We start from the raw sequence: 20,162 nt of genomic DNA, 5'->3' as shown, positions 1-20,162 counted from the left end.
AAGTGGTAGTGGAACCACAAGTGGAAGAAAAACCAATGCAGCAAGTAGTGGTAGAACCACAAGTGGAAGAAAAACCAGTGCAGCAAGTGGTAGTGGAACCACAAGTGGAAGAAAAATCAATGCAGCAAGTGGTAGTGGAACCACAAGTGGAAGAAAAACCAATGCAGCAAGTAGTGGTAGAACCACAAGTGGAAGAAAAACCAATGCAGCAAGTAGTGGTAGAATCACGAGTGGAAGAAACGCTAGTGCAACAAGAGGTAGTGGAACCACAAGTGGAAGAAAAGCCAATGCAACAAGTAGTGGCAGAGCAAGTACAAAAGCCAATTTCAAGTACGGAAGTACAAGAGAAAGCATATGTTGTAAATCAAAGAGAGAACGATATGCGAAATGTATTGCAAACACCACCGACATATGCAATTCCGCCATTAACATTGCTATCGATTCCGCAGCAATCGGCGTTGGATAATACGGAATGGTTGGATGAACAGAAAGAATTATTAGATACAACGTTTAATAATTTCCATGTTGGCGCACATGTTATTAATGTATCGCAAGGTCCAGCAGTCACTCGTTTTGAAGTACAGCCAGACCCAGGTGTGAAAGTAAATAAAATTACAAATTTAAGTGATGATATTAAGTTAAGTTTAGCAGCGAAAGATATTCGTATTGAAGCACCGATTCCAGGGAAGAGTGCAATTGGAATCGAAGTTCCAAATAAAGAAAGTAAGCCAGTATTTCTACGAGAAATTTTAAGAAGTCCTGTGTTTACAAAGAGCGAATCGCCGCTTACAGTTGCGCTAGGACTTGATATTTCAGGTGATCCAATTGTAACGGATATTCGAAAAATGCCACATGGACTTATTGCGGGTGCAACAGGTTCGGGTAAAAGTGTGTGTATTAACGCAATTTTAACGAGCATTTTATATAAAGCGAAACCGCATGAAGTGAAGTTAATGTTAATCGATCCGAAGATGGTTGAGCTTGCACCATACAATTCTGTTCCACATCTTGTCGCACCTGTTATTACGGATGTAAAAGCAGCGACAGCGGCTTTAAAGTGGGCAGTTGAAGAAATGGAGCGTCGTTATGAATTGTTTGCGCACGCTGGTGCTCGTGATTTAACTCGTTACAATACGATTGTAAGTGGGCGAGAAATTCCAGGAGAGACATTACCTTATATCGTTATTGTCATTGACGAGTTAGCCGACTTAATGATGGTAGCACCTGGTGATGTTGAGGAAGCGATTTGTCGTATTGCGCAAAAAGCACGTGCTTGTGGTATTCATTTATTAGTAGCGACACAGCGTCCGTCTGTAGATGTTATTACAGGTTTAATTAAGTCAAACATTCCAACGCGTATTGCGTTTACTGTATCATCTCAAGTTGATTCGCGTACGATTATCGATATTGGTGGCGCGGAGAAATTACTTGGCCGTGGTGATATGTTATTCTTAGGGAACGGTACATCTAAGCCTGTTCGTGTACAAGGTGTATATGTATCGGATGATGAGATTGAAAAGACAGTTGATCATGTGAAAAAGCAAATGAAGCCGAATTACTTATTTAAGCAAGAGGATTTATTAGCGAAAACAGAACAGGCTGAGTCGGAAGATGAATTATTCTTTGAAGCATGTCAATTTGTTGTAGAACAAGGGGGAGCGTCCACATCTTCTGTACAGCGAAAATTCCGCATCGGTTATAATCGCGCGGCACGTCTCATTGAAGAGATGGAATCGCAAGGAATTATTTCTGAAGCAAGAGGAACGAAGCCAAGAGATGTCCTTATTTCTGAGGATGAATTCGCTGCTATGCAGGAAACAAATGTATAGTAAACGGTTTTGCTGTATACTAAGAGAAAATGTTGGATAGTAAAGTAGGGAGTAAAGCGACATGAAAGAAATTGAATTAAAATTAAAAGGTGAAATAAATAGACTAACAAATAGAACATTTAAATTTGACGAACGTGTTGGAGAAGGTTGGTTCTCTGCCGTTTACTTTTTAAAGACTAGAGAAATCATTGAAGAATTTCGCCCGAAAAGTGTTGTAACGATGCAATTTTTCCAAAAGGAAAATGCAGTTCTTTGCGGAACAGATGAAGTAATTGCATTGCTACAAACATTCGCTAAGAATCCTGAGGAACTTGAAATTAACTCTTTAAAAGATGGCGATAATATTAGTCCGTTTGAAACAGTGTTAACAATTCATGGGCCTTATGAAAATTTCGGATTTTTAGAAGGTGTTATTGATGGGATTTTAGCTCGTCGTACATCAGTTGCGACAAACGTATATAACGTTGTCCAAGCTGCGCGTAGCGTAGATAAAGAAAAACCAGTTATTTTCATGGGAGACCGTGACGATCATTATACACAACAAGCTGGTGACGGTTATGCAGCATACATCGGAGGTATGAGCGCACAGGCGACGCATGCGATGAATGAATGGTGGGGCAGAAGTGGTATGGGGACGATGCCTCACGCATTAATTCAAATGTTTAATGGTGATGTTGTGGAAGCGGCAAAAGCATATCATAAGAAATTCCCAGAAGATGAATTAGTTGTATTAATTGATTACAACAATGATGTCATTACAGATGCACTTCGCGTAGCGCGTGAATTTGGATCAACGTTAAAAGGTGTACGTGTAGATACGTCGCGCACGATGATTGATCAATACTTCATTCGTCACCCAGAAGTACTTGGAACATTCGATCCACGTGGTGTAAACCCATCGCTTGTATTCGCACTTCGTAAAGCACTTGATGAAGAAGGATTCCAGCATGTAGACATCGTTGTAACTGGTGGATTTGATGAGAAGCGTATTCGTGAATTTGAAGCTCAAAACGTACCTGTTGATATATACGGAGTAGGAAGTAGCTTATTAAAAATGAATATTGGCTTTACTGGTGATAACGTAGAATTAAATGGAAAACCAGAAGCGAAAGCTGGTCGTAAATATCGTCCAAACCCACGTTTAGAGCGTGTTCAATTAGAAAAAAGAGAAGATATGTAAAAGAGAGAAAAACTGATAGGTGATTGACCCTATCAGTTTTTCTGTTATCATAGTATAGCGGCTTCTTTTTTGCTATAATGGATTTGTTATGGACATAAAAAAAGAAGTACGTACGAGTTTATCCTGATAAGTGAAGGGAAGAATAACTTCACTACATCAAAAATGTATGATGATTACCAAAATAAGAAAAGATTCATATACTGTCTTATAGATAGGCCGTTGTATTAGTTCGAAATGTTGGAGGTTCTTTAAGATGACAGTTTACCATTTTGTAGGAATTAAAGGAACAGGAATGAGTTCATTAGCTCAAATTCTTCATGACATGAAGCATACTGTTCAAGGGTCTGATTATGAAAAGCGTTTCTTTACACAAACAGCGTTGGAAAAGCGCAATATCTCGATCCTTCCTTTTGATAAAAATAATGTAAAAGAAGGACAAGTGATTATTGCAGGAAATGCATTTCCTGATACGCATGAAGAAATTGTAGCAGCAAAAGAATTAAACATCCCAGTACATCGTTACCATCACTTCTTAGGCGACCTTATGAACCAATACACAAGTGTTGCTGTAACTGGTGCACATGGAAAAACATCAACAACTGGTTTGTTAGCCCATGTAATGCAAGGTGCACACCCTACATCTTACCTTATTGGAGATGGAACAGGGCATGGGGTAGAAAATAGTAAGTATTTTGTATTTGAAGCTTGTGAGTATCGTCGTCATTTCTTGTCTTACAATCCAGACTATGCGATTATGACAAATATTGATTTTGATCATCCAGATTATTTCACAGATATCAATGATGTATTCAGTGCATTCCAAGAGATGGCATTGCAAGTGAAAAAAGGCATTATTGCATGTGGAGATGATGAAGAACTTCAAAAAATTCAAGCGAAAGTACCTGTTATTTTCTATGGATTTGGAGAAGATAATGATTTCCAAGCACGTAACATTCAAAAGAGAACAGATGGTACTATTTTCGATGTATTCGTTCGTAATACGTACTATGACACGTTCAAAATTACAGGATACGGCAACCACAGCGTATTAAATGCATTAGCAGTAATCGCGCTTTGCCATTATGAAAACGTTGATGTAGAAGCAGTTAAGCATCAGCTAACAACTTTTGAAGGCGTAAAACGTCGCTTTAATGAAAAGCCAATGGGAGAGCAAGTTATTATCGATGACTACGCACACCATCCGACAGAAATTAATGCAACGATTGAAGCAGCTCGTCAAAAACATCCAGAGCGTGAAGTTGTCGCTGTATTCCAGCCGCATACATTCTCACGTACAGAAAAGTTCTTAGATGAGTTCGCTGAAAGCCTAAGCAAAGCTGACCAAGTATACTTATGTGATATTTTCGGATCAGCACGCGAAAACAAAGGTGAATTAACAATCGAAGATCTGCAAAAGCGTATTGACGGTGCAGAACTAATTACAGATACAACAACGGATGTATTAAAGAAACATAAAAACGGCGTTCTAATTTTCATGGGCGCAGGCGATATCCAAAAATTCGAAGCAGCTTACGTAAAAGAGGTTCAAGTTGCAGAGAAGTAATAGAAAAGACGCATAGCTGTGGCTGTGCGTCTTTTTGCTGTGTTCAATATATTTTAAAAAGCGTTGATATGTTGGTATTGTTCATTCTTTTTGTATAGTTGTTTTAATAAGAAGATATATAGTGAACTAAAAAGTACGTATCCAATTAAATAATAGAATGAAAACATATCGAATTGTTTTGTTATTATAATTCGAATCGCGAAAAATGCAAATGGAAGTGCGATTAAAACGCTAGTACTAAAGGAAATCATTGTTTTTAAAAATTTTAATTGCTTTGTATTCCAATGGTTTTCTCTACAGATGAACCAAATGTTGCTCGCGATAAAGGCTAATAAAAATGGTAAATTAGCTGAAATATTGATAAAACCTAGTGCAATAGGCATTGATAAAGCACCGAGTGGAGCAATTGAGAATCCAGTAAAGTATTTGATAAATGTATTTGTAGATTGCTGTGCATTTTGAATAACATCTGTATATTCTACTGCGATTTCCTGTGCTAATTCTTTTGGAGGAAGAAATTCTTCAATTACTTGTGAAGGAATGCGCGCTAATGGTATCCCTTCACTTTCTTTACATAATGCATTTTCATATAAATCGGATTTGATTTCTAGCACATGTTGTTCTCTTGCTGACGCAGGTAAGTTCATTAAACCTTTATGAAGATCGTGTAAGAAAGAATTAATGAGTTCATTTGAAAAGAATTGTTCTTTGTTCATTTTTTATCCTCTCCTTTAGCTAGTAACATTAGAGCATGATACACTGCATCATAATCATGTAAGCGACTATTTAAAATTTCTCTCCCTTCGTCTGTAATTCGATAGTATTTTCTTTTTGGACCATCACCGGACTCTTCCCAATAGGAAACAGCCCAATTGTTTTTCGTGATTCGGTTTAATATAGGGTAAATCGAACCATTTGGGATATGAAACACAGGAATATCTTGTAATGCACTTGTAATTTCGTATCCGTACATAGGTTGTTTACTTATTAAGGACAAAATAGCGAGATCAAAAACACCTTTACGTAATTGAATTATAAAATTATCATTTTTTTCATACTGTAACTATATATGATTCATATCTAGATATCAATCATATATAGTAGTTGTTCATATATAAAATTTAAAAGAAAGTGTGAATATTTAACAATTTACATCTGTAAGTGTTAGAATAATAAGAAAACTGAAGGGAGCTAAAAAACATGTTCACACTTCGAGTAGACGATGAAATCGAATTACAGTTATTAGAGAAGCATCATAAAGAGGAACTATATCAATTAATAAACCAAAACCGTAGTCATTTACGAAGATGGCTTCCTTGGGTGGATGGGATGAAATCTGCTGGTGCGTATGATGAGATTTGTCCGATGTGGTTAAAGAAGTTTGCAGAGGGAGACGGTTTTGAAAGTGGCATACGTTATAAAGGAAAGCTCGTTGGGATGGTAGGCATTCATCCGGTAAGTTGGGGGAAGAAAGCGGCGAGTCGGATATTACCTTGCAGAAGATGCTGGCGGGAAAGGCATTATGACGCGTAGTGTGAAGGCTGTACTTCACTATGCATTTGATAATTTAAAATTAAATAAAATGGAAATTAGATGCGGTGTTGAAAATGTGAAAAGCCGTGCTATTCCAGAGCGTTTAGGATTTAAGTTAGATGGTATTTTAAGAGATGATGAATGGCTATATGATCATTTCCATGATATCGTTGTATATAGTTTACTAGCTTCAGAATGGAAGGAGATTCGATGAACGAGAAGATACGCATTATTCCGTATGAAAGTGCGTTTCAAGATGAAGTAGTAGATCTTATCGTTCATATTCAGCAAAAAGAGTACAATGTTCCCATTACGAAAGAAGAGCAGCCAGACTTACTTGAAATAGAAACGTTCTATCAGAGAGATTATGGAAACTTTTGGGTTGCAACTTATGATGGGAAAGTAGTTGGAACAGTAGCTTTATTAGATATTGGGAACGGTCAAGTAGCACTAAGGAAAATGTTCGTGAAACAAGAATTTCGCGGAAAAGAGTGGGGTGCATCACATAAGTTGCTCCAAACAGCAATTTCGTGGGCTGAGAATAAAAAGCTGAAAGATATTTACTTAGGAACGACAGTGAAGTTTTTAGCCGCGCATCGCTTTTATGAAAAGAATGGTTTTGAAAGTGTTGATATAGAAGATTTGCCAAAAAGTTTTCCAGTGTTACAGGTGGATAAGAAATTTTATAGATATATTGTTTAAGAAGGTCATTCCGAAATGGCCTTTTTTTATGAACTAAAATGGAAAAAGTGGTATAATTTAGGTTAGGGGGTGCGTGTATGAACATTCCGATTCAAAGAAGTAAGTCGGTAGTCATTTTCGTTTGTCTCACGTTAGTTTTTATGTTCGTATATCCACTTGTCATGCTTTTCGCAAATAAAGAGCAGTGGATGTCAGCGTTAATTGGAATGGGTTTATGCTTCCTAGTAAATGTACCACTCGTTTGGGAAGTATTTATTAAAAAGCATAAAGTAGAAAATGGTGTATTAAAGTACGGCATTTTAAATGATGATGTTGTATTAAAAGATATTAGAGTTGTTCGTCAAGTTGGAAAGTATCTTGAAATTACGACGAACGCATATAAAGTACATATGGTTGCGATGCCGCAACATATGAATGAATTCTTGGCGCTTATCGAGAAAGAAAATCCACATGTGAAAATAGAAATGGTAGGTAAGAAATGAAGTATGTAAAACCTTTGTTTTGTTTGGAAATTTTACTTGTGTTTGCTATTTGCACTAGAGTATATATGAAATGGGATCTGCCCTTATATGAACCGATATTAATAGGTACTATTGCAGTGGCGCTTTTATATTATTTCCATTTTCAGCAAACAAAAAGCGAGAAAAGTAGTTCTATATAGTACAGGAGGATTAGAAATGAAAAAAGTCCTTACGTTATTTTTATTTCTGCTAACCGCATCCTTTCTTGTAATAGGGTGTAGTGCGAAGAAGGAAAAGGCTGATATGAACTTTGAAAAGGCACAAAAGGTTGAGATTGAATCACTTACAGATTCAAATGATAAAAAAGTAATGACCGATAAGAAAGAAATTGAAAAGCTGTTTGAAGTCATGAAAATGGATAAGTGGGAAATGCAATCAGCTCCTTTAGATACTCCGCAAGGGAAAACATTTAAAATGTATCAAGAAGATACACCAAAATTATCAGAGTCGAGTAAAGATAAAAAGGAATTACATGAAATTGGTACAATGACAGTTTATAAAGATGTCCCTTATGTCGAAGTTGAAATGAAAAATAAGAAGATGAGTTTTAAAGTGCCAGAAGATGTGGCGAAAGATTTATTAAAGTATTAATAGAAAAACGCTCGGAGAAAATTCCGAGCGTTTTTATTATTATTTTAAGTTCTCTGGGTTTAAAGCTTCTAGTTCAGATACAACGAAGCGTCCGTCTTTACGGATTAGTACGTCGTCGAAGTAAATTTCGCCGCCGCCGTATTCAGGGCGCTGGATGCATACTAAATCCCAGTGAATGTTCGAGTTGTTGCCATTCCATGCATCGTCGTAAGCTTGTCCAGGAGTGAAGTGGAAGCTGCCATCGATTTTTTCATCGAATAGGATATCTCCCATTGGATGTAAGATGTATGGGTTTACGCCGATTGCGAACTCACCAACGAAGCGCGCGCCTTCGTCTGTATCGAAGATTTTGTTAATGCGCTCTGTATCGTTTGCAGTTGCTTCGACGATTTGACCGTTCTCAAATTTAAGTTGTACATTTTCAAATGTATAACCGTTGTAAGGAGATGGTGTGTTGTAAGAAACTGTACCGTTAACAGAATCGCGAACTGGTGCAGAATATACTTCACCGTCTGGAATATTTAAATGACCTGAGCATTTAATAGCTGGAATGTCTTTAATAGAGAATGTTAAGTCAGTTCCAGGGCCAGTTAAGCGAACTTTATCTGTTTTATTCATTAATGTAACAAGGCTATCCATTGCCTTATCCATTTTACCGTAGTCTAAGTTACAAACTTCGAAGTAGAAGTCTTCGAAAGCTTCTGTGCTCATTTTAGCAAGTTGCGCCATAGAAGCATTTGGGTAGCGAAGAACAACCCAGCGCGTTTTCGGAACGCGGATGTCTCTATGAACTTTCTTACCAACTGTTTGACCGTGAATTTGCATTCTTTCACTTGGTACGTCAGCTTGTTCGTTAATGTTATCGCCAGAGCGAAGACCGATATAAGCGTCCATATCTTTCATTACGCTTGCTTCATATGCAGCGATTTGTTCGAAGTGTTCTTCAGTAGCACCCATTAATAAAGAGCGATCTACTTGATGATCTTTTAAAGAAACGAATGGGAAACCACCAGCTGCATATGCTTCTTTTACAAGTGCAGTTACAAGTTCTTTTTGTAAGCCAAAGTTTTCAATTAATACTTTTTCGCCTTTTTGTAAGCGAATAGAGTAGTTAATTAAATTGTATGCTAACTTTTCAATGCGTGGATCTTTCATATGTAAAGCCTCCCTACTAATTATGTATCCTCTCCTATTGTAACCTACTTAGTGGAATTTGTTGAATCATTTATGTTAAAGTTAACGAATAAGTATGAAAATTCTAATGAAAAGATAAGGATTAGAACGAAACGGAAAATGATTGTATAATAGGAGAAAGTATGAAAAAGATAAAGGAAGTGATGAAATGCAAGTTCTTTTATATGTAAGTGCGGCTATTATCGCGGTTGCTTTCGCTGTATTAGTAGTGTATGTATGCAGAACGTTGTTATCGGTTCAAAAGACGTTAGAAAACGTTGCGAGCACGTTAGAAGGTTTAGAAAAACAAATGCAAGGGATTAGCGTAGAGACGGAGCAATTATTACATAAAACAAATGCGTTAGCTGATGACATTCAACAGAAGTCACAATCATTAAATAAAGTAGTATCGGGTGTAGATGGAATTGGAACGACAATCCATTCTTTAAATACGAAACTTCGTAATGTATCAGAGTCTGTTACAGACGAAATTGAAAACAATGCAGATAAAGTAGCGCAAGTTGTACAGTGGAGCAGCGCAGCAATTGAAGTATACAATCATTATCGTGCGACAAGACAAGAGAAAAAGGTTGAAAAAGAAGAGCGTAAATTAGAAAGACTTGAGAAAAAAGCTGAAAAGAAAGAGAAGCGCTCTAGACTTCGTATGAGAGGTGAATCGTGATGAATATGACAAAAGTTGAAACAATTGAAGAGCTTGAAGTATTAGTAGAAAAAAACGAACCTTATGTTCTTTTTAAACATAGTACGACATGCCCGATTAGTCATGGTGCATATACAGAATTTCAAGCGTATTGTAGTGAAGAAAGAGCAGTACCAGCGTATTACTTATACGTACAAGATGCGAGAGATGTTTCGAATCGTGTTGCAGAACAGTACAGCATTAAACATGAATCTCCGCAAGTGTTATACATAAAAGATGGGATGGTAGTATGGAATACGTCTCATTGGAACATTAAAAAAGACGCTTTAGAAGAAAATATTAAGTAAAAAGAAGCAAGCTAAAGGTGCTTGCTTCTTTTTTTGTTTTTGTTGAAATATATTTAATGGTACACTGTTAATAGTTCAAATTAAATAACTAGATTGTTGAAAGTAGGTTTTAAGTAATGAAGAAAATGGCATTATCCTTCGCGGTCGTAAGTTTATTACTAGGAGCTTGTAGTAATAATACGATTAGTAAGAAGGATGAAGTTATACAAAAGGATACGAAAGAAAAGAGTATGATTCCGAGAACTGCTGTTTCTAAAGATTATTATAGAACTGTAATTCCTTTAAAAGAACAAAAGGTTATAAATACAGCTAATATAAAAACAAATTCTAAATTAGATTTAGCAGAGTATGAAAATGGTTTAATAAATATTGCAAAAGAACAATTTGATACAGAAAATCATGTACTGCAATTAAATCAATATATTCCAGAGAAGTTAATTGATGAGCTAGTCGCGAAAGTAGAAGCGCCAGTTTTGACCAATATTATAGAACAAGACTATTTCGGGAAGCAGAATTCAAATGAATTAAGTTTATCTGGTGTGGTGATTGGGTTAGCGATGTCTTCAAGTGTATCGAGTGAAGAAGCAATGTCTAAGGGTGCTGAAGTTGCCAAGCAACTTACTGAAGCGATTAATAAAAATGACAAGTATAATAAATCTCCAATTACGTTTGCTATCTTTAAGCAAGAAAATACAAGTTCTTTAAAAAATGGTACGTATATTGCTAGTGCTACTGTTCAAAAGAATGATACGAACCTTGGAAATTGGGGCATGATCGAGGAACAAGCGTTTTCATATCCTTCTGATGAATTTAAACAAGCACATGGAGAAGATAATACAAAAATCACTGAGTTTGCTAAGGCAATGAAAGATTTTTCTCCGGCAGATTTTATCCCAGTCAATGCTAAAGTTTCTTATAAGAAAAATCAAATGGATACATTGAATATGAATATTGTTATTAAATATAATGGTAAAACAGAATTAATGGCTCTTACTCAACTGGCCGCTCAAAGTATGTTAGAAAAATTACCTAAAGATGCAAAAGTACAATTGCAGATCAAGTCCGAGAGTAAAATCGAGGCGATTATTATAAAAGAGAAAAACAGCGATAAACCGTTTGTTTCCTTCTTGTAAAAAAAGACAGTGTTTACACTGTCTTTTTTTACTTGTAAGTGAAAATGTACGATGGGAAAGAGCGCGTCATATTTCCGCTGTGCCAATTGTAAAGGAAGAAATATAGTTACCCTGTCGTTCTTTATATAATGCATTCTACAGGGCGCCACGCACCTCCAGATTTAGTACATCAAATGACTATCATTGTTGGTTTCTGTCGGTAAGTCGATATATTAAAAAAATCGCCGATATAATTGGAGTTGTGATCGATATATTTGGAAAATCGCTGATATATTTCGAGTTGCAGTCGATATATTCGAAAAATCGCTGATATAAATTTCATTTACTATCGTACTGCTTAAAATAAGGTTCCTCCGTATGAAATATCTATATTTTTACAAAAATGCCCTTTTTTTCATAAAAAATACGAAAATACGAGAAAAGAAGCGAATTTTTTCGAAACTTTTGCGGGAAAATATTGTATGAGCCTGCGTTTTTATCGTATCATTAGTAAAAGGAAGAACTCGGGACGATTGGTGGCATCTGCAAATAGAGTTGATGTCTTTTTTTCATTCAAGTAACCGATACATAAAAATAGATAACAAAAATAGAAGGAGTGTGCGATGAGATGAACGTAACAATCTATGATGTAGCGCGCGAAGCGAACGTTTCAATGGCTACCGTATCACGCGTTGTGAACGGTAACCCAAATGTAAAGCCTACAACAAGAAAGAAAGTATTAGAAGCAATTGATCGTTTAGGATACCGCCCAAATGCGGTAGCACGTGGACTAGCAAGTAAGAAGACAACTACAGTAGGTGTTATTATTCCTGATATCTCAAATACGTTTTATGCAGAACTTGCTCGTGGAATTGAAGATATCGCAACAATGTACAAATATAACATCATTTTAAGTAACTCTGACCAAAACAAAGAGAAAGAGTTCCATTTATTAAATACGATGCTTGGAAAACAAGTGGACGGAATTGTTTTCATGGGTGAAGATATTACAGACATTCACATTGAAGAATTCAAAAAGTCTCCAGTACCAATCGTATTAGCAGCGTCATTTGATGAGCAAAATGAAACGCCATCAGTAAATATTGATTACACACAAGCAGCTTACGACGCAATGAAGCACTTTATTGAGCAAGGACATAAGCGTATCGGTTTCGTCTCTGGTCCTTTCATTGATAAAGCGGGAAGCGCGAAGAAGTTACAAGGTTATAAAAAAGCTTTAGAAGAAGCAGGTATTTCATATGATGAAAGTCTTATAATCGATGGAGATTACACATATGATTCAGGTATCGAAGCATTCGAAAAGCTTTGGAGCAGCGATGAAAAGCCAACAGCAATCTTCGTATCTTCTGACGAAATGGCGCTAGGTGTAATCCATGCAGCACAAGACGCTGGGTTAAACGTACCAACTGATGTAGAAGTACTTGGTTTCGATAATACACGCCTTGCATTAATGGTTCGTCCACAACTTTCAACAGTTGTACAACCAATGTATGATATCGGTGCAGTAGCAATGCGTCTATTAACAAAGTACATGAACAAAGAAAAAGTGGAAGATCACACTGTTATCTTACCTCACCGTATCCAATTTAGAGATTCAACGAAGTAAGTATAAAAAAGCTCACAGCAATTGCTGTGAGCTTTTATTCGTATTCGGGATAGTATTTTTGTACGACTGTATCTACCGTTTCATTTTTCTTAACGTGTAAAAATCTTGCGTATAATTCTTTTCCAGTTTCAAATGGTGTATCGTCTAATTCAAACACATGCAACACTTTTCGGAATGTCCATTTCACTTGCTCATCATACATGTTATCGTACGTATCCTCAGATTGCATAGCGATTTTTTCACCTAGTTTGTGTGCTTCTTCTAAACTGTTTGCTTTAACGAGAATAATACTTTCTTCAAAAAGTGTATCGTGATTTTCTTCATAATGCTCATCCATTTTCGTAGGATCAGGCTCACCAGAATGAACAGATTCAAATAACAATTTTACAGCGTACATATTATGATGCATGTTTCACTCTATAAATAATACTTGCGACAAGCGAAGCAGGTATTGTAAATACGTTACTTTGATAGTGATAGTGTATTTGGGATTCTTCATAAGACATGTTGTCATATAGTTCATTTTGTGACATGTTCATTTTTTTCTGTTTTGTCTTGAGCATCTTAATATAGTTATACTGTATTGGGACGAGAATGATGAAATAGGCTAATACGATTAGTGAAATCCAAATCATTATGAACACTCCCTTGTAAAGAATATTTGTATATGGTAATTATATCAAATTATATGAATTATACCCATTTTTTTCTAGCGATCCATTTCCTTTCCAAAATGCAAAAAGTTCTTCAGGACTTCGTAAATTATGTTCAAGGCATGTTTGTGCAGTCCGTTTAAAACTTTGTATGAAATGTTCTAACCTAGAAGGATCGTATTGTTTCACATTGCCAGCAATAATAGTTTCATCCTTGTCTAAGTTAAGTGATATTTTTAGCAAAGTTATATTTGTTTCTAGTTGTACAACTTCGATATAAAAAAACTTTTCGTCTAAGTCGATTGTAATATAATCGAATCGCTCTACTTGTTTAAAGTATCCTACAATATCATCTTCCAATTGAAATCCTCCCTAGTATATAGTTTATCGGTGACTTCGCTACAAAATAGTATTAATCCTTGTTATATGTCACATAAGTGCAAATTTAGCTATTATAGGGCAATGTCATGTATAATAGAAAGAAAAGGCTTGTGAGGGGGGAGAAGAGATGATCGTTCTTTGGATAATTACGCTTTGTATGACTGCTATTTTTGCATATATGACGTTAAAACAAAATGGCTTAAAGCGATTTGTTCCAGGAAGTATTCTTGCAGGAATTGCCCTTATCACGTATGTAATTTCTATTTTTATTGAAAGTGTATCGGTGGACATGAGCACAAGCTTAATGTTCATGGGTATTACACTATTTGCAGGTAGTGTAATGGTACTTATGGTTGCTGGTATTATTTTATTTATTCATATGAATTCGGAAACGTTATAGCATATAGAAAAGGCATGTCCCGAGGGGCATGCCTTTTTATCCGTTCAATTATGCTCTATCTTTAGAAGAATTTTGTTGTTTTAATAAGTCACGAATTTCGCTAAGAAGAACTTCTTCTTTTGTTGCTTTTTCTTCTTTGTTTTCAGCTTCTCTTTTTAAAGTCATTTTGTTAAAGACTTTAACGAAAACGAAGATTGCAAATGCAACGATTAGGAAGTCAACTATCGTTTGGATAAAGTTACCGTATTTAACAGAGGCCTCGCCTACTGTAAATTTTAATCCTGTGAAGTTGATTCCTCCCATTAATAAACCGATTAATGGTGTAATGATATCTTTTACTAAAGAACTAACGATTTTACCGAATGCAGCACCGATTACAACCCCGACAGCTAGATCAATTACATTTCCCTTTAAAGCGAACTTTTTAAACTCGTTCCACATGTGTTAATCCCATCCTTTCCACGATTCAATATGAAATTTATAATTCCTATCAACATATTCTATAGAAATTTACGAGAGAAATAAAGAGGAAATGGGAATGAAAGTAAATTCTGAAAAATGTATCCGTTTTAATTTTTGTTTATATTGTCCAGTAGAGATTGCAATAGTTTCTGCGTTTTTAATGCTTCTAATCCATCTACAACAGGCTTTGTATCTCCGTGTACACATTCAATAAAATGATGAACAGCATCTTCAAAACCACGCTGTTTCAACGTCGTATCCCATGATGGTGAACCGCTTTGAGAAACTGTATTATCCTGCTCAACTTCAAATGTGTTCATATTTTTTACGCGAATGATTTTCCCTGTCGTTACAAGTTCAATTTGTTCTAAATTTGTACCAGCATGGCGATGCATTGCGGTAGAAAGTAACAGTCCACTTGGCGTTGTATATGTGTGATGTCCGTAAAGAAGTTCATTCTTTTCATTCATTTGCACCATATTATGAACGACGTTAAGATCATCGTTAGCTAACCAGCGAGCAGTATCTACAATATGTAAGTAATCATCTAACATAGTAAAGTCGTACGTGTATGGTCCTACTTTATTTGTGCGGTGCTTCTCAATTCGAATCCATGAAATATTATGAGCTTGCTCTTTTGCAGCAACATACATAGGAACGAATCGGCGATTAAATCCGACCATTAACTTTCGGTTATACTTTTCGCTCAACTCGACTAGTTGCTCAGCTTGTTCCACTGTAGCTGCTAGCGGCTTATCAACATAAACGTCGATTCCTTTTTTCAGAAGTTCAGAAACGATTTCATAATGTGTAGCAGTTGAACTATGTACGAAGATTGCATCGCATTCCGAAGCTAACGTTTCAATAGAATGAAAGTCTTGCATGCGGTATTGCTGACAAACTTGTTTTCTTTTCTCAGCGTTAGGTGTAAATGCCCCTACAAAATTCCAATCTGTTTCTTTTGTAAGTGTTGGAAGGTAGGCTTTTTGCGCAATACTTCCAAGTCCAATCATCCCAATTTTAGGTTTGTTCATGTTTATTCCCACCCTATTAATATTGATGTAACGGCTTAAATGTAGCATAGGATGGGAGAGGAAGGCAAAAATTAGCTTTTTACTTACGTCCTTCTAACAAAATCTTCTCTATCTCTTCAAAGTTATGAGCGCGCGCATGCTCTAGCGGGGTAACACCATCGTTGTCTGGAATATTTACATCTGCACCGTGTTCAATAAGAAGGCGAATAACTTGTTGTTGTGTTTCGTTTCCGTTACTTAGTACGATGGCTTCCATTAAAGCAGTCCATCCGAGATTATTTACATGGTTAACATCAATAGTTGTTCGCGTAAGGAGTTCCTTAATAACATCGATATAGCCATGTTCTGAGGCAGGGATAAGAGCTGTTCCGCCGTAACGATTCGTAAGCGATGCATCTGCGCCAGCATCAATCGTTAATTTTAAAATATCTAAGTAACCTTCAGCACCGGCGTATAGGAAAGGATTATTTTTTATATCATCTTGGATGTTTACATCAGCACCAGCTTCAATAAGCGCTTTTGCGGTTTTTACATCATTTTTGTATGTAGCAATCATAAGAGGAGTACGTCCTTTATTGTCTTTAATATTTATGTTAGCCCCTTTTTTGAGTAACGATATAATAGTATTCGTTTCTTGTTTCTCAGTAGCTGCTAGTAGCGCTGTCTCCATGTTTGTCATCTCCTTTTTAACTTCTTGTTCTTGCGAGCATCCTTGCAAAAAAAATTACGCAACAGATCATACTTACTGTTTTTTTGAACATGGAATTTCAACCTCCTCATTTCAACTGTAAAATAAGAACATTAAATTTTTATAAACTGACGCTAAAATTACTATAAAATCGCTTGAGTATTTGAACATATATTTTTATGCTTATGAGTAACAAGGTTTGTTAAAGTGAGGATGTAACATATGTCTATTAAAACAAGATTTTTATTCTCGTATATCGCTGTTATTCTCGTTTCCATCACGCTCATATTAGTCGCGGGATTTTTAATTGTTTTTTCCATAACAGGAGACTTGGAATCAGTGAAAAATTTCTATAAAAGTTCGTATATTCAAAAGCCGCTTACGCCAGAAGAAGAGAATACGTATATTGAATTGAAATTAGCGGCAAAGAAAAATCAATCACAACTATTAGATGAATCGTTCGTTTCATCACTTGAAAAAGAAGGTGTGAAAATAGTTGTCAGAAAGGGTGAAACCATTTCTTATGCTACAAAAATATTTGAAAGTATATCGTTAAAAGAAGCTCTTCCGAAATTTGAATCAGCAAATATTAATAGTCGTGGTACAACAGAACTAGGTGATACATTTTATCGATATGTAAAATTTGATTTTTATTTTCCCGGAGATGAAGAAGGGAGTATATTTGTACTAAAAAGGCAAAGTTCATTTGTCGATCTTACACAAAAGTTATTTCCGATTTTATTCGTAGCGCTTTTACTGCTAGCGATATTACTCATTGGATTAGTAAGTTATTTCGTCTCAAGAAGTGTGATAAAACCAATTTTTGTATTGAAAGATGCGACTGGTAGAATTAAAGAAGGGGATTTAGATTTTCAAATTCCAGTTACATCTCATGATGAGATCGGGCAATTAAATCAAGGGTTTGAGGAAATGAGGAAGAAGTTAAAAGAATCGATTGAGATGCAAACACAGTATGAAGAAAATCGAAAAGAGCTCATTTCAAACATATCTCATGATTTAAAAACACCGATTACATCTATTATCGGATATGTAGAAGGCATAAAAGATGGGGTCGCAAATACGCCAGAAAAAATGGATAAGTATTTAACAACGATCCATACGAAGGCAAAACATATGGATACACTCATTGATGAGCTTTTTTTGTTCTCGAAGCTCGATTTGAATCGAGTTCCCTTTCAGTTTGAAACGATAGAATTAAACATATTTATGCAGGAATTATTAGAAGAGATGCAGATGGATTTAAGTGAGGAAGGTATAGAAGTTCACTTGCAATTACATTCATCACCACTATATGTAACGGCCGATTGCGAAAAGATAAATAGAGTGATATCAAATTTAGTTCATAATAGTGTGAAATACATGGATAAAGAAGAGAAGAAAATTACAGTAACAGTATTGAGTGATAATAATACTGTTGTTGTGAAAGTAATGGACAATGGATCAGGTATAGAAGTTGATACGCTGCCGTATATATTTGAGCGGTTTTATCGTGCAGAGCAATCGCGAAATTCTAGTACAGGTGGAAGTGGACTTGGCTTAGCGATAGCAAAGCAAATTGTTGAAGAACATGGCGGGGGAATTTGGGCGGAAAGTAAGCTTGGGGAAGGTACAAGTATTTTCTTCTCATTGAAAAAAGTACAGGAATGTGGTGAGTAGAATGAAGAGAATTTTACTAGTAGAAGATGAAATAAGTATTGCAGAATTACAGCGAGATTATTTAGAAATTAGTGATTTTCAAGTCGATGTAGAGCATTCCGGAGAGACAGGTTTACAAATGGCTTTGCAGGAAGATTATGATTTAATTATTTTAGACATTATGCTTCCGAAGATGAATGGATTTGAAATTTGTAAACAAATACGTGCTATAAAAGACATTCCAATTTTACTTGTTTCAGCAAAGAAGGAAGATATAGATAAAATTCGCGGACTCGGTTTAGGGGCGGATGATTATATAACGAAACCATTTAGTCCAAGTGAATTAGTCGCAAGGGTAAAAGCGCATATTTCTCGTTATGAAAGATTATCAGGAAATGTGAGTAAGCAACGCGATACGTTATACATTCATGGAATTTCTATTGATCAGCGAGCGAGAAAAGTTTTTATAAACAATGAAGAAATCGCGTTCACAACAAAGGAATTTGATTTATTAACATTCTTTGTAACGCATCCAAACCAAGTATTAAATAAAGAACAGTTATTTGAACGTATTTGGGGACTAGACTCAGCTGGCGATTTAGCTACTGTCGTTGTTCACATTAGAAAGCTACGTGAAAAAGTTGAAAGAGATCCTGCTCACCCGCAATATATTGAAACAGTGTGGGGAGCTGGTTATCGCTTTAACGTGTAATGTACCTGCCGAGTGATTGGCAGGTTTTTTATTGTAATCTGGACTAAAAGGGGAAAAGGTAATTTATGTTAAAATATAAAGAGAGATAAAACATAAGAGAGCATGAGAGGGCGTGCTACATTTTGGGAGATACATGAAAAGATAATAAATCAACCAAGGCTTTAAAGATTGGAACCAATATCATACTTATCTTATTAATTATTGGTTCAATACAAATGTTTTATGATGAAGATTCTACGAATGATCATTTTGGTGGGTTGTTTATGATGGTCTTTTTTGGAATTAAAATAATTTCTAATTTTATGATGAGTATAAAAGAAGGAGATAAAAAGTCGATATTCATTGATGTAGGTTTAATGATTTTTTTGTTCTGCTTGTTGTTTTTAGTGTGAAATATTTCTTTTGAAAAAGGCTCATAGTCTTATAGAAACTGCGAGCTTTCCTTAATAATAGAGGAACGATTTATAAAATGTTTGAGTAGTAGAAGTAAACTGAGCAGCTTCTTCTAAAAAAGGATAATGGTTGCTGTTCTCAAATGGAACGAAGATAGAATTACGTATACCCTTATGCATCTCAATAGAATATTGAATCGGGCACTGTACATCATGTCTTCCGCATATAATGAGAGTCTTTGTTTGGATGGAAGGTAAAGATTCTCTTAAATCAAATGACGGATATTCATTGGCGAAAGCGTTCATCCGGCTAGTAGACATCGTTTTTTGGATTGGTTTACAAAAATAAGAGTTGTAGTTTTCTGGTTTATACAATGATAATTTTGTTCTCTTAGTAGATAGCTCTTTCCGTTCTTCACTTGTAAGGAGAGGGGTTTTTAAGTTTTCGATGAGCTGTTGCATATAATGAAACTGTGGATGTGATGGGTGATAAATGCACAATGGTGTTTCGGTATAGTTACTTGCTGCGGCTCCAACGACGACTAATGATTGTAAGGAATTTGGATATGTAATCGCATATAAAAGTCCGAGCATACCACCTGTTGAATGACCAGCGAAATGCCATGTTGGGAGTTGTAATGCTTCTCGTATTGCGTCTAAGTCGTGAACCGTTTCAACCATACTTAATTCGTTTTCTGAATTGGCTTTTGCGGATTTACCAGCGTCTCGTAAATTAATAAGAAATACACGATGCGTAGCAGTGAAAACATCCGCAAAGTAATCACCAGTTTCATTAAATTGTGAATAGTGATGTGTAATGCAAAGTGGTTCGCCATTTCCTTTTGTAAAGAGTTCAAATGTGCCACGTTTTGTAGGGACCATTTGTTGCTTCCACATAATATCACACCTTTTCTCATAAAAATTGGACCGATTAATTGTGAAAT

24 protein-coding genes and 2 pseudogenes are annotated in these 20,162 nt (G+C 35.8%); 16 read left to right on the top strand and 10 right to left on the bottom strand.

Features of this window, described 5'->3' with window-relative positions; translation table 11 throughout:
- The 3 genes from PDL00_RS14300 to murC form a co-directional block, all read left to right on the top strand.
- Window positions 1–1,829 (top strand): DNA translocase FtsK (locus PDL00_RS14300; protein WP_270729679.1); only part of this gene is annotated, 1,829 nt, incomplete at its 5' end.
- A 61-nt stretch (window positions 1,830–1,890) separates the two neighbouring features.
- Complete coding sequence (locus tag PDL00_RS14295; protein WP_000658380.1) at window positions 1,891–3,009, top strand: nicotinate phosphoribosyltransferase; 1,119 nt, start codon at window positions 1,891–1,893, stop codon at window positions 3,007–3,009.
- A 253-nt stretch (window positions 3,010–3,262) separates the two neighbouring features.
- On the top strand, window positions 3,263–4,573 hold the full coding sequence (gene murC / locus PDL00_RS14290; RefSeq protein WP_098344517.1) for a UDP-N-acetylmuramate--L-alanine ligase: 1,311 nt from the start codon (window positions 3,263–3,265) through the stop codon (window positions 4,571–4,573).
- Window positions 4,574–4,626: 53 nt separating this feature from the next.
- On the opposite strand, the gene PDL00_RS14285 is transcribed toward murC, so the two are convergent.
- Window positions 4,627–5,289 carry an HAAS signaling domain-containing protein gene (locus PDL00_RS14285; protein WP_270729678.1) on the bottom strand — a complete coding sequence of 221 codons (663 nt, stop codon included), beginning with the start codon at window positions 5,287–5,289 and terminating at the stop codon, window positions 4,627–4,629.
- Window positions 5,286–5,609 (bottom strand): PadR family transcriptional regulator, encoded by a 324-nt coding sequence (locus tag PDL00_RS14280; protein WP_270729688.1) that lies wholly within the window; start codon window positions 5,607–5,609, stop codon window positions 5,286–5,288. The genes PDL00_RS14285 and PDL00_RS14280 overlap by 4 nt, the downstream gene beginning before the upstream one ends.
- Window positions 5,610–5,773: 164 nt before the next feature.
- On the opposite strand from PDL00_RS14280, the pseudogene PDL00_RS14275 reads away from it, so the two are divergent.
- The 5 genes and pseudogenes from PDL00_RS14275 (at window position 5,774) to PDL00_RS14255 (ending at window position 7,920) form a co-directional block, all read left to right on the top strand.
- Window positions 5,774–6,320 (top strand): annotated as a pseudogene (locus tag PDL00_RS14275) (GNAT family N-acetyltransferase).
- The gene (locus tag PDL00_RS14270) at window positions 6,317–6,808 is read left to right on the top strand and encodes a GNAT family N-acetyltransferase (RefSeq protein WP_270729677.1); all 492 of its coding nucleotides are present in this window, start codon (window positions 6,317–6,319) and stop codon (window positions 6,806–6,808) included. Before PDL00_RS14275 ends, PDL00_RS14270 begins: the two are co-directional and overlap by 4 nt.
- 77 nt (window positions 6,809–6,885) lie before the next feature.
- Window positions 6,886–7,290, top strand: a complete 405-nt coding sequence (locus PDL00_RS14265; protein WP_048544500.1) for a PH domain-containing protein — start codon at window positions 6,886–6,888, stop codon at window positions 7,288–7,290.
- On the top strand, window positions 7,287–7,469 hold the full coding sequence (locus PDL00_RS14260) for a hypothetical protein (protein WP_061680487.1): 183 nt from the start codon (window positions 7,287–7,289) through the stop codon (window positions 7,467–7,469). Before PDL00_RS14265 ends, PDL00_RS14260 begins: the two co-directional genes overlap by 4 nt.
- 16 nt (window positions 7,470–7,485) lie before the next feature.
- Complete coding sequence (locus PDL00_RS14255) at window positions 7,486–7,920, top strand: hypothetical protein (RefSeq protein WP_270729676.1); 435 nt, start codon at window positions 7,486–7,488, stop codon at window positions 7,918–7,920.
- 39 nt (window positions 7,921–7,959) lie between these two features.
- On the opposite strand, the gene PDL00_RS14250 is transcribed toward PDL00_RS14255, so the two are convergent.
- On the bottom strand, window positions 7,960–9,075 hold the full coding sequence (locus PDL00_RS14250; protein ID WP_000654737.1) for an aminopeptidase: 1,116 nt from the start codon (window positions 9,073–9,075) through the stop codon (window positions 7,960–7,962).
- A gap of 187 nt (window positions 9,076–9,262) precedes the next feature.
- On the opposite strand from PDL00_RS14250, the gene PDL00_RS14245 reads away from it, so the two are divergent.
- The 4 genes from PDL00_RS14245 to ccpA all read left to right on the top strand — a co-directional run bounded on the left by PDL00_RS14245 (window position 9,263) and on the right by ccpA (window position 12,840).
- The gene (locus PDL00_RS14245) at window positions 9,263–9,775 is read left to right on the top strand and encodes a DUF948 domain-containing protein (RefSeq protein WP_001197726.1); all 513 of its coding nucleotides are present in this window, start codon (window positions 9,263–9,265) and stop codon (window positions 9,773–9,775) included.
- Window positions 9,775–10,101, top strand: coding sequence for a bacillithiol system redox-active protein YtxJ (gene ytxJ, locus PDL00_RS14240; RefSeq protein WP_001057490.1), 327 nt, complete (start codon window positions 9,775–9,777; stop codon window positions 10,099–10,101). The genes PDL00_RS14245 and ytxJ overlap by 1 nt, the downstream gene beginning before the upstream one ends.
- 116 nt (window positions 10,102–10,217) lie before the next feature.
- Window positions 10,218–11,234 carry a CamS family sex pheromone protein gene (locus PDL00_RS14235; protein ID WP_270729675.1) on the top strand — a complete coding sequence of 339 codons (1,017 nt, stop codon included), beginning with the start codon at window positions 10,218–10,220 and terminating at the stop codon, window positions 11,232–11,234.
- Between the two features lie 607 nt (window positions 11,235–11,841).
- Window positions 11,842–12,840: a catabolite control protein A gene (gene ccpA / locus PDL00_RS14230; RefSeq protein ID WP_270729673.1), complete on the top strand. Its 999-nt coding sequence runs from the start codon at window positions 11,842–11,844 to the stop codon at window positions 12,838–12,840.
- Window positions 12,841–12,874: 34 nt separating this feature from the next.
- On the opposite strand, the gene PDL00_RS14225 is transcribed toward ccpA, so the two are convergent.
- The 3 genes from PDL00_RS14225 to dhp61 are packed head-to-tail and all read right to left on the bottom strand — an operon-like array spanning window position 12,875 to window position 13,853.
- The gene (locus PDL00_RS14225) at window positions 12,875–13,237 is read right to left on the bottom strand and encodes a DUF4288 domain-containing protein (protein WP_242257234.1); all 363 of its coding nucleotides are present in this window, start codon (window positions 13,235–13,237) and stop codon (window positions 12,875–12,877) included.
- A 1-nt stretch (window position 13,238) separates the two neighbouring features.
- Window positions 13,239–13,475: a DUF3949 domain-containing protein gene (locus tag PDL00_RS14220; protein WP_270729671.1), complete on the bottom strand. Its 237-nt coding sequence runs from the start codon at window positions 13,473–13,475 to the stop codon at window positions 13,239–13,241.
- A 39-nt stretch (window positions 13,476–13,514) separates the two neighbouring features.
- Window positions 13,515–13,853 (bottom strand): protein Dhp61, encoded by a 339-nt coding sequence (dhp61, locus tag PDL00_RS14215; RefSeq protein WP_270729669.1) that lies wholly within the window; start codon window positions 13,851–13,853, stop codon window positions 13,515–13,517.
- 148 nt (window positions 13,854–14,001) lie between these two features.
- Between dhp61 and PDL00_RS14210 the strand changes: the two genes are divergently transcribed.
- Window positions 14,002–14,274: a DUF3917 domain-containing protein gene (locus PDL00_RS14210; protein ID WP_061680140.1), complete on the top strand. Its 273-nt coding sequence runs from the start codon at window positions 14,002–14,004 to the stop codon at window positions 14,272–14,274.
- Between the two features lie 48 nt (window positions 14,275–14,322).
- On the opposite strand, the gene mscL is transcribed toward PDL00_RS14210, so the two are convergent.
- The 3 genes and pseudogenes from mscL to PDL00_RS14195 form a co-directional block, all read right to left on the bottom strand.
- Complete coding sequence (gene mscL, locus PDL00_RS14205; protein ID WP_270729667.1) at window positions 14,323–14,715, bottom strand: large conductance mechanosensitive channel protein MscL; 393 nt, start codon at window positions 14,713–14,715, stop codon at window positions 14,323–14,325.
- A 128-nt stretch (window positions 14,716–14,843) separates the two neighbouring features.
- Window positions 14,844–15,770, bottom strand: coding sequence for a Gfo/Idh/MocA family protein (locus PDL00_RS14200; RefSeq protein WP_242250906.1), 927 nt, complete (start codon window positions 15,768–15,770; stop codon window positions 14,844–14,846).
- A gap of 79 nt (window positions 15,771–15,849) precedes the next feature.
- A pseudogene (locus PDL00_RS14195) lies at window positions 15,850–16,531 on the bottom strand (ankyrin repeat domain-containing protein).
- Between the two features lie 149 nt (window positions 16,532–16,680).
- Between PDL00_RS14195 and PDL00_RS14190 the strand changes: the two are divergent.
- The 3 genes from PDL00_RS14190 (at window position 16,681) to PDL00_RS14180 (ending at window position 19,218) form a co-directional block, all read left to right on the top strand.
- Window positions 16,681–18,135, top strand: a complete 1,455-nt coding sequence (locus tag PDL00_RS14190) for a sensor histidine kinase (RefSeq protein ID WP_270729664.1) — start codon at window positions 16,681–16,683, stop codon at window positions 18,133–18,135.
- 1 nt (window position 18,136) lies between these two features.
- Complete coding sequence (locus tag PDL00_RS14185) at window positions 18,137–18,826, top strand: response regulator transcription factor (RefSeq protein WP_242250903.1); 690 nt, start codon at window positions 18,137–18,139, stop codon at window positions 18,824–18,826.
- 167 nt (window positions 18,827–18,993) lie between these two features.
- The gene (locus PDL00_RS14180) at window positions 18,994–19,218 is read left to right on the top strand and encodes a hypothetical protein (protein ID WP_242250908.1); all 225 of its coding nucleotides are present in this window, start codon (window positions 18,994–18,996) and stop codon (window positions 19,216–19,218) included.
- Window positions 19,219–19,269: 51 nt separating this feature from the next.
- Here the strand turns inward: PDL00_RS14180 and PDL00_RS14175 are convergent, their stop codons facing one another.
- Entirely contained in the window at window positions 19,270–20,115 is an 846-nt protein-coding gene (locus tag PDL00_RS14175) for an alpha/beta fold hydrolase (protein WP_270729661.1), read from the bottom strand.
- Between the last annotated feature and the right edge of the window lie 47 nt (window positions 20,116–20,162).

Source organism: Bacillus cereus group sp. TH152-1LC, from assembly GCF_027710505.1.
In the GTDB taxonomy this organism is placed as follows: Bacteria; Bacillota; Bacilli; order Bacillales; family Bacillaceae_G; genus Bacillus_A; species Bacillus_A mobilis.
Note: the sequence above shows the minus strand (reverse complement) of the source record. Positions and strands in the feature narration are given on the sequence as shown.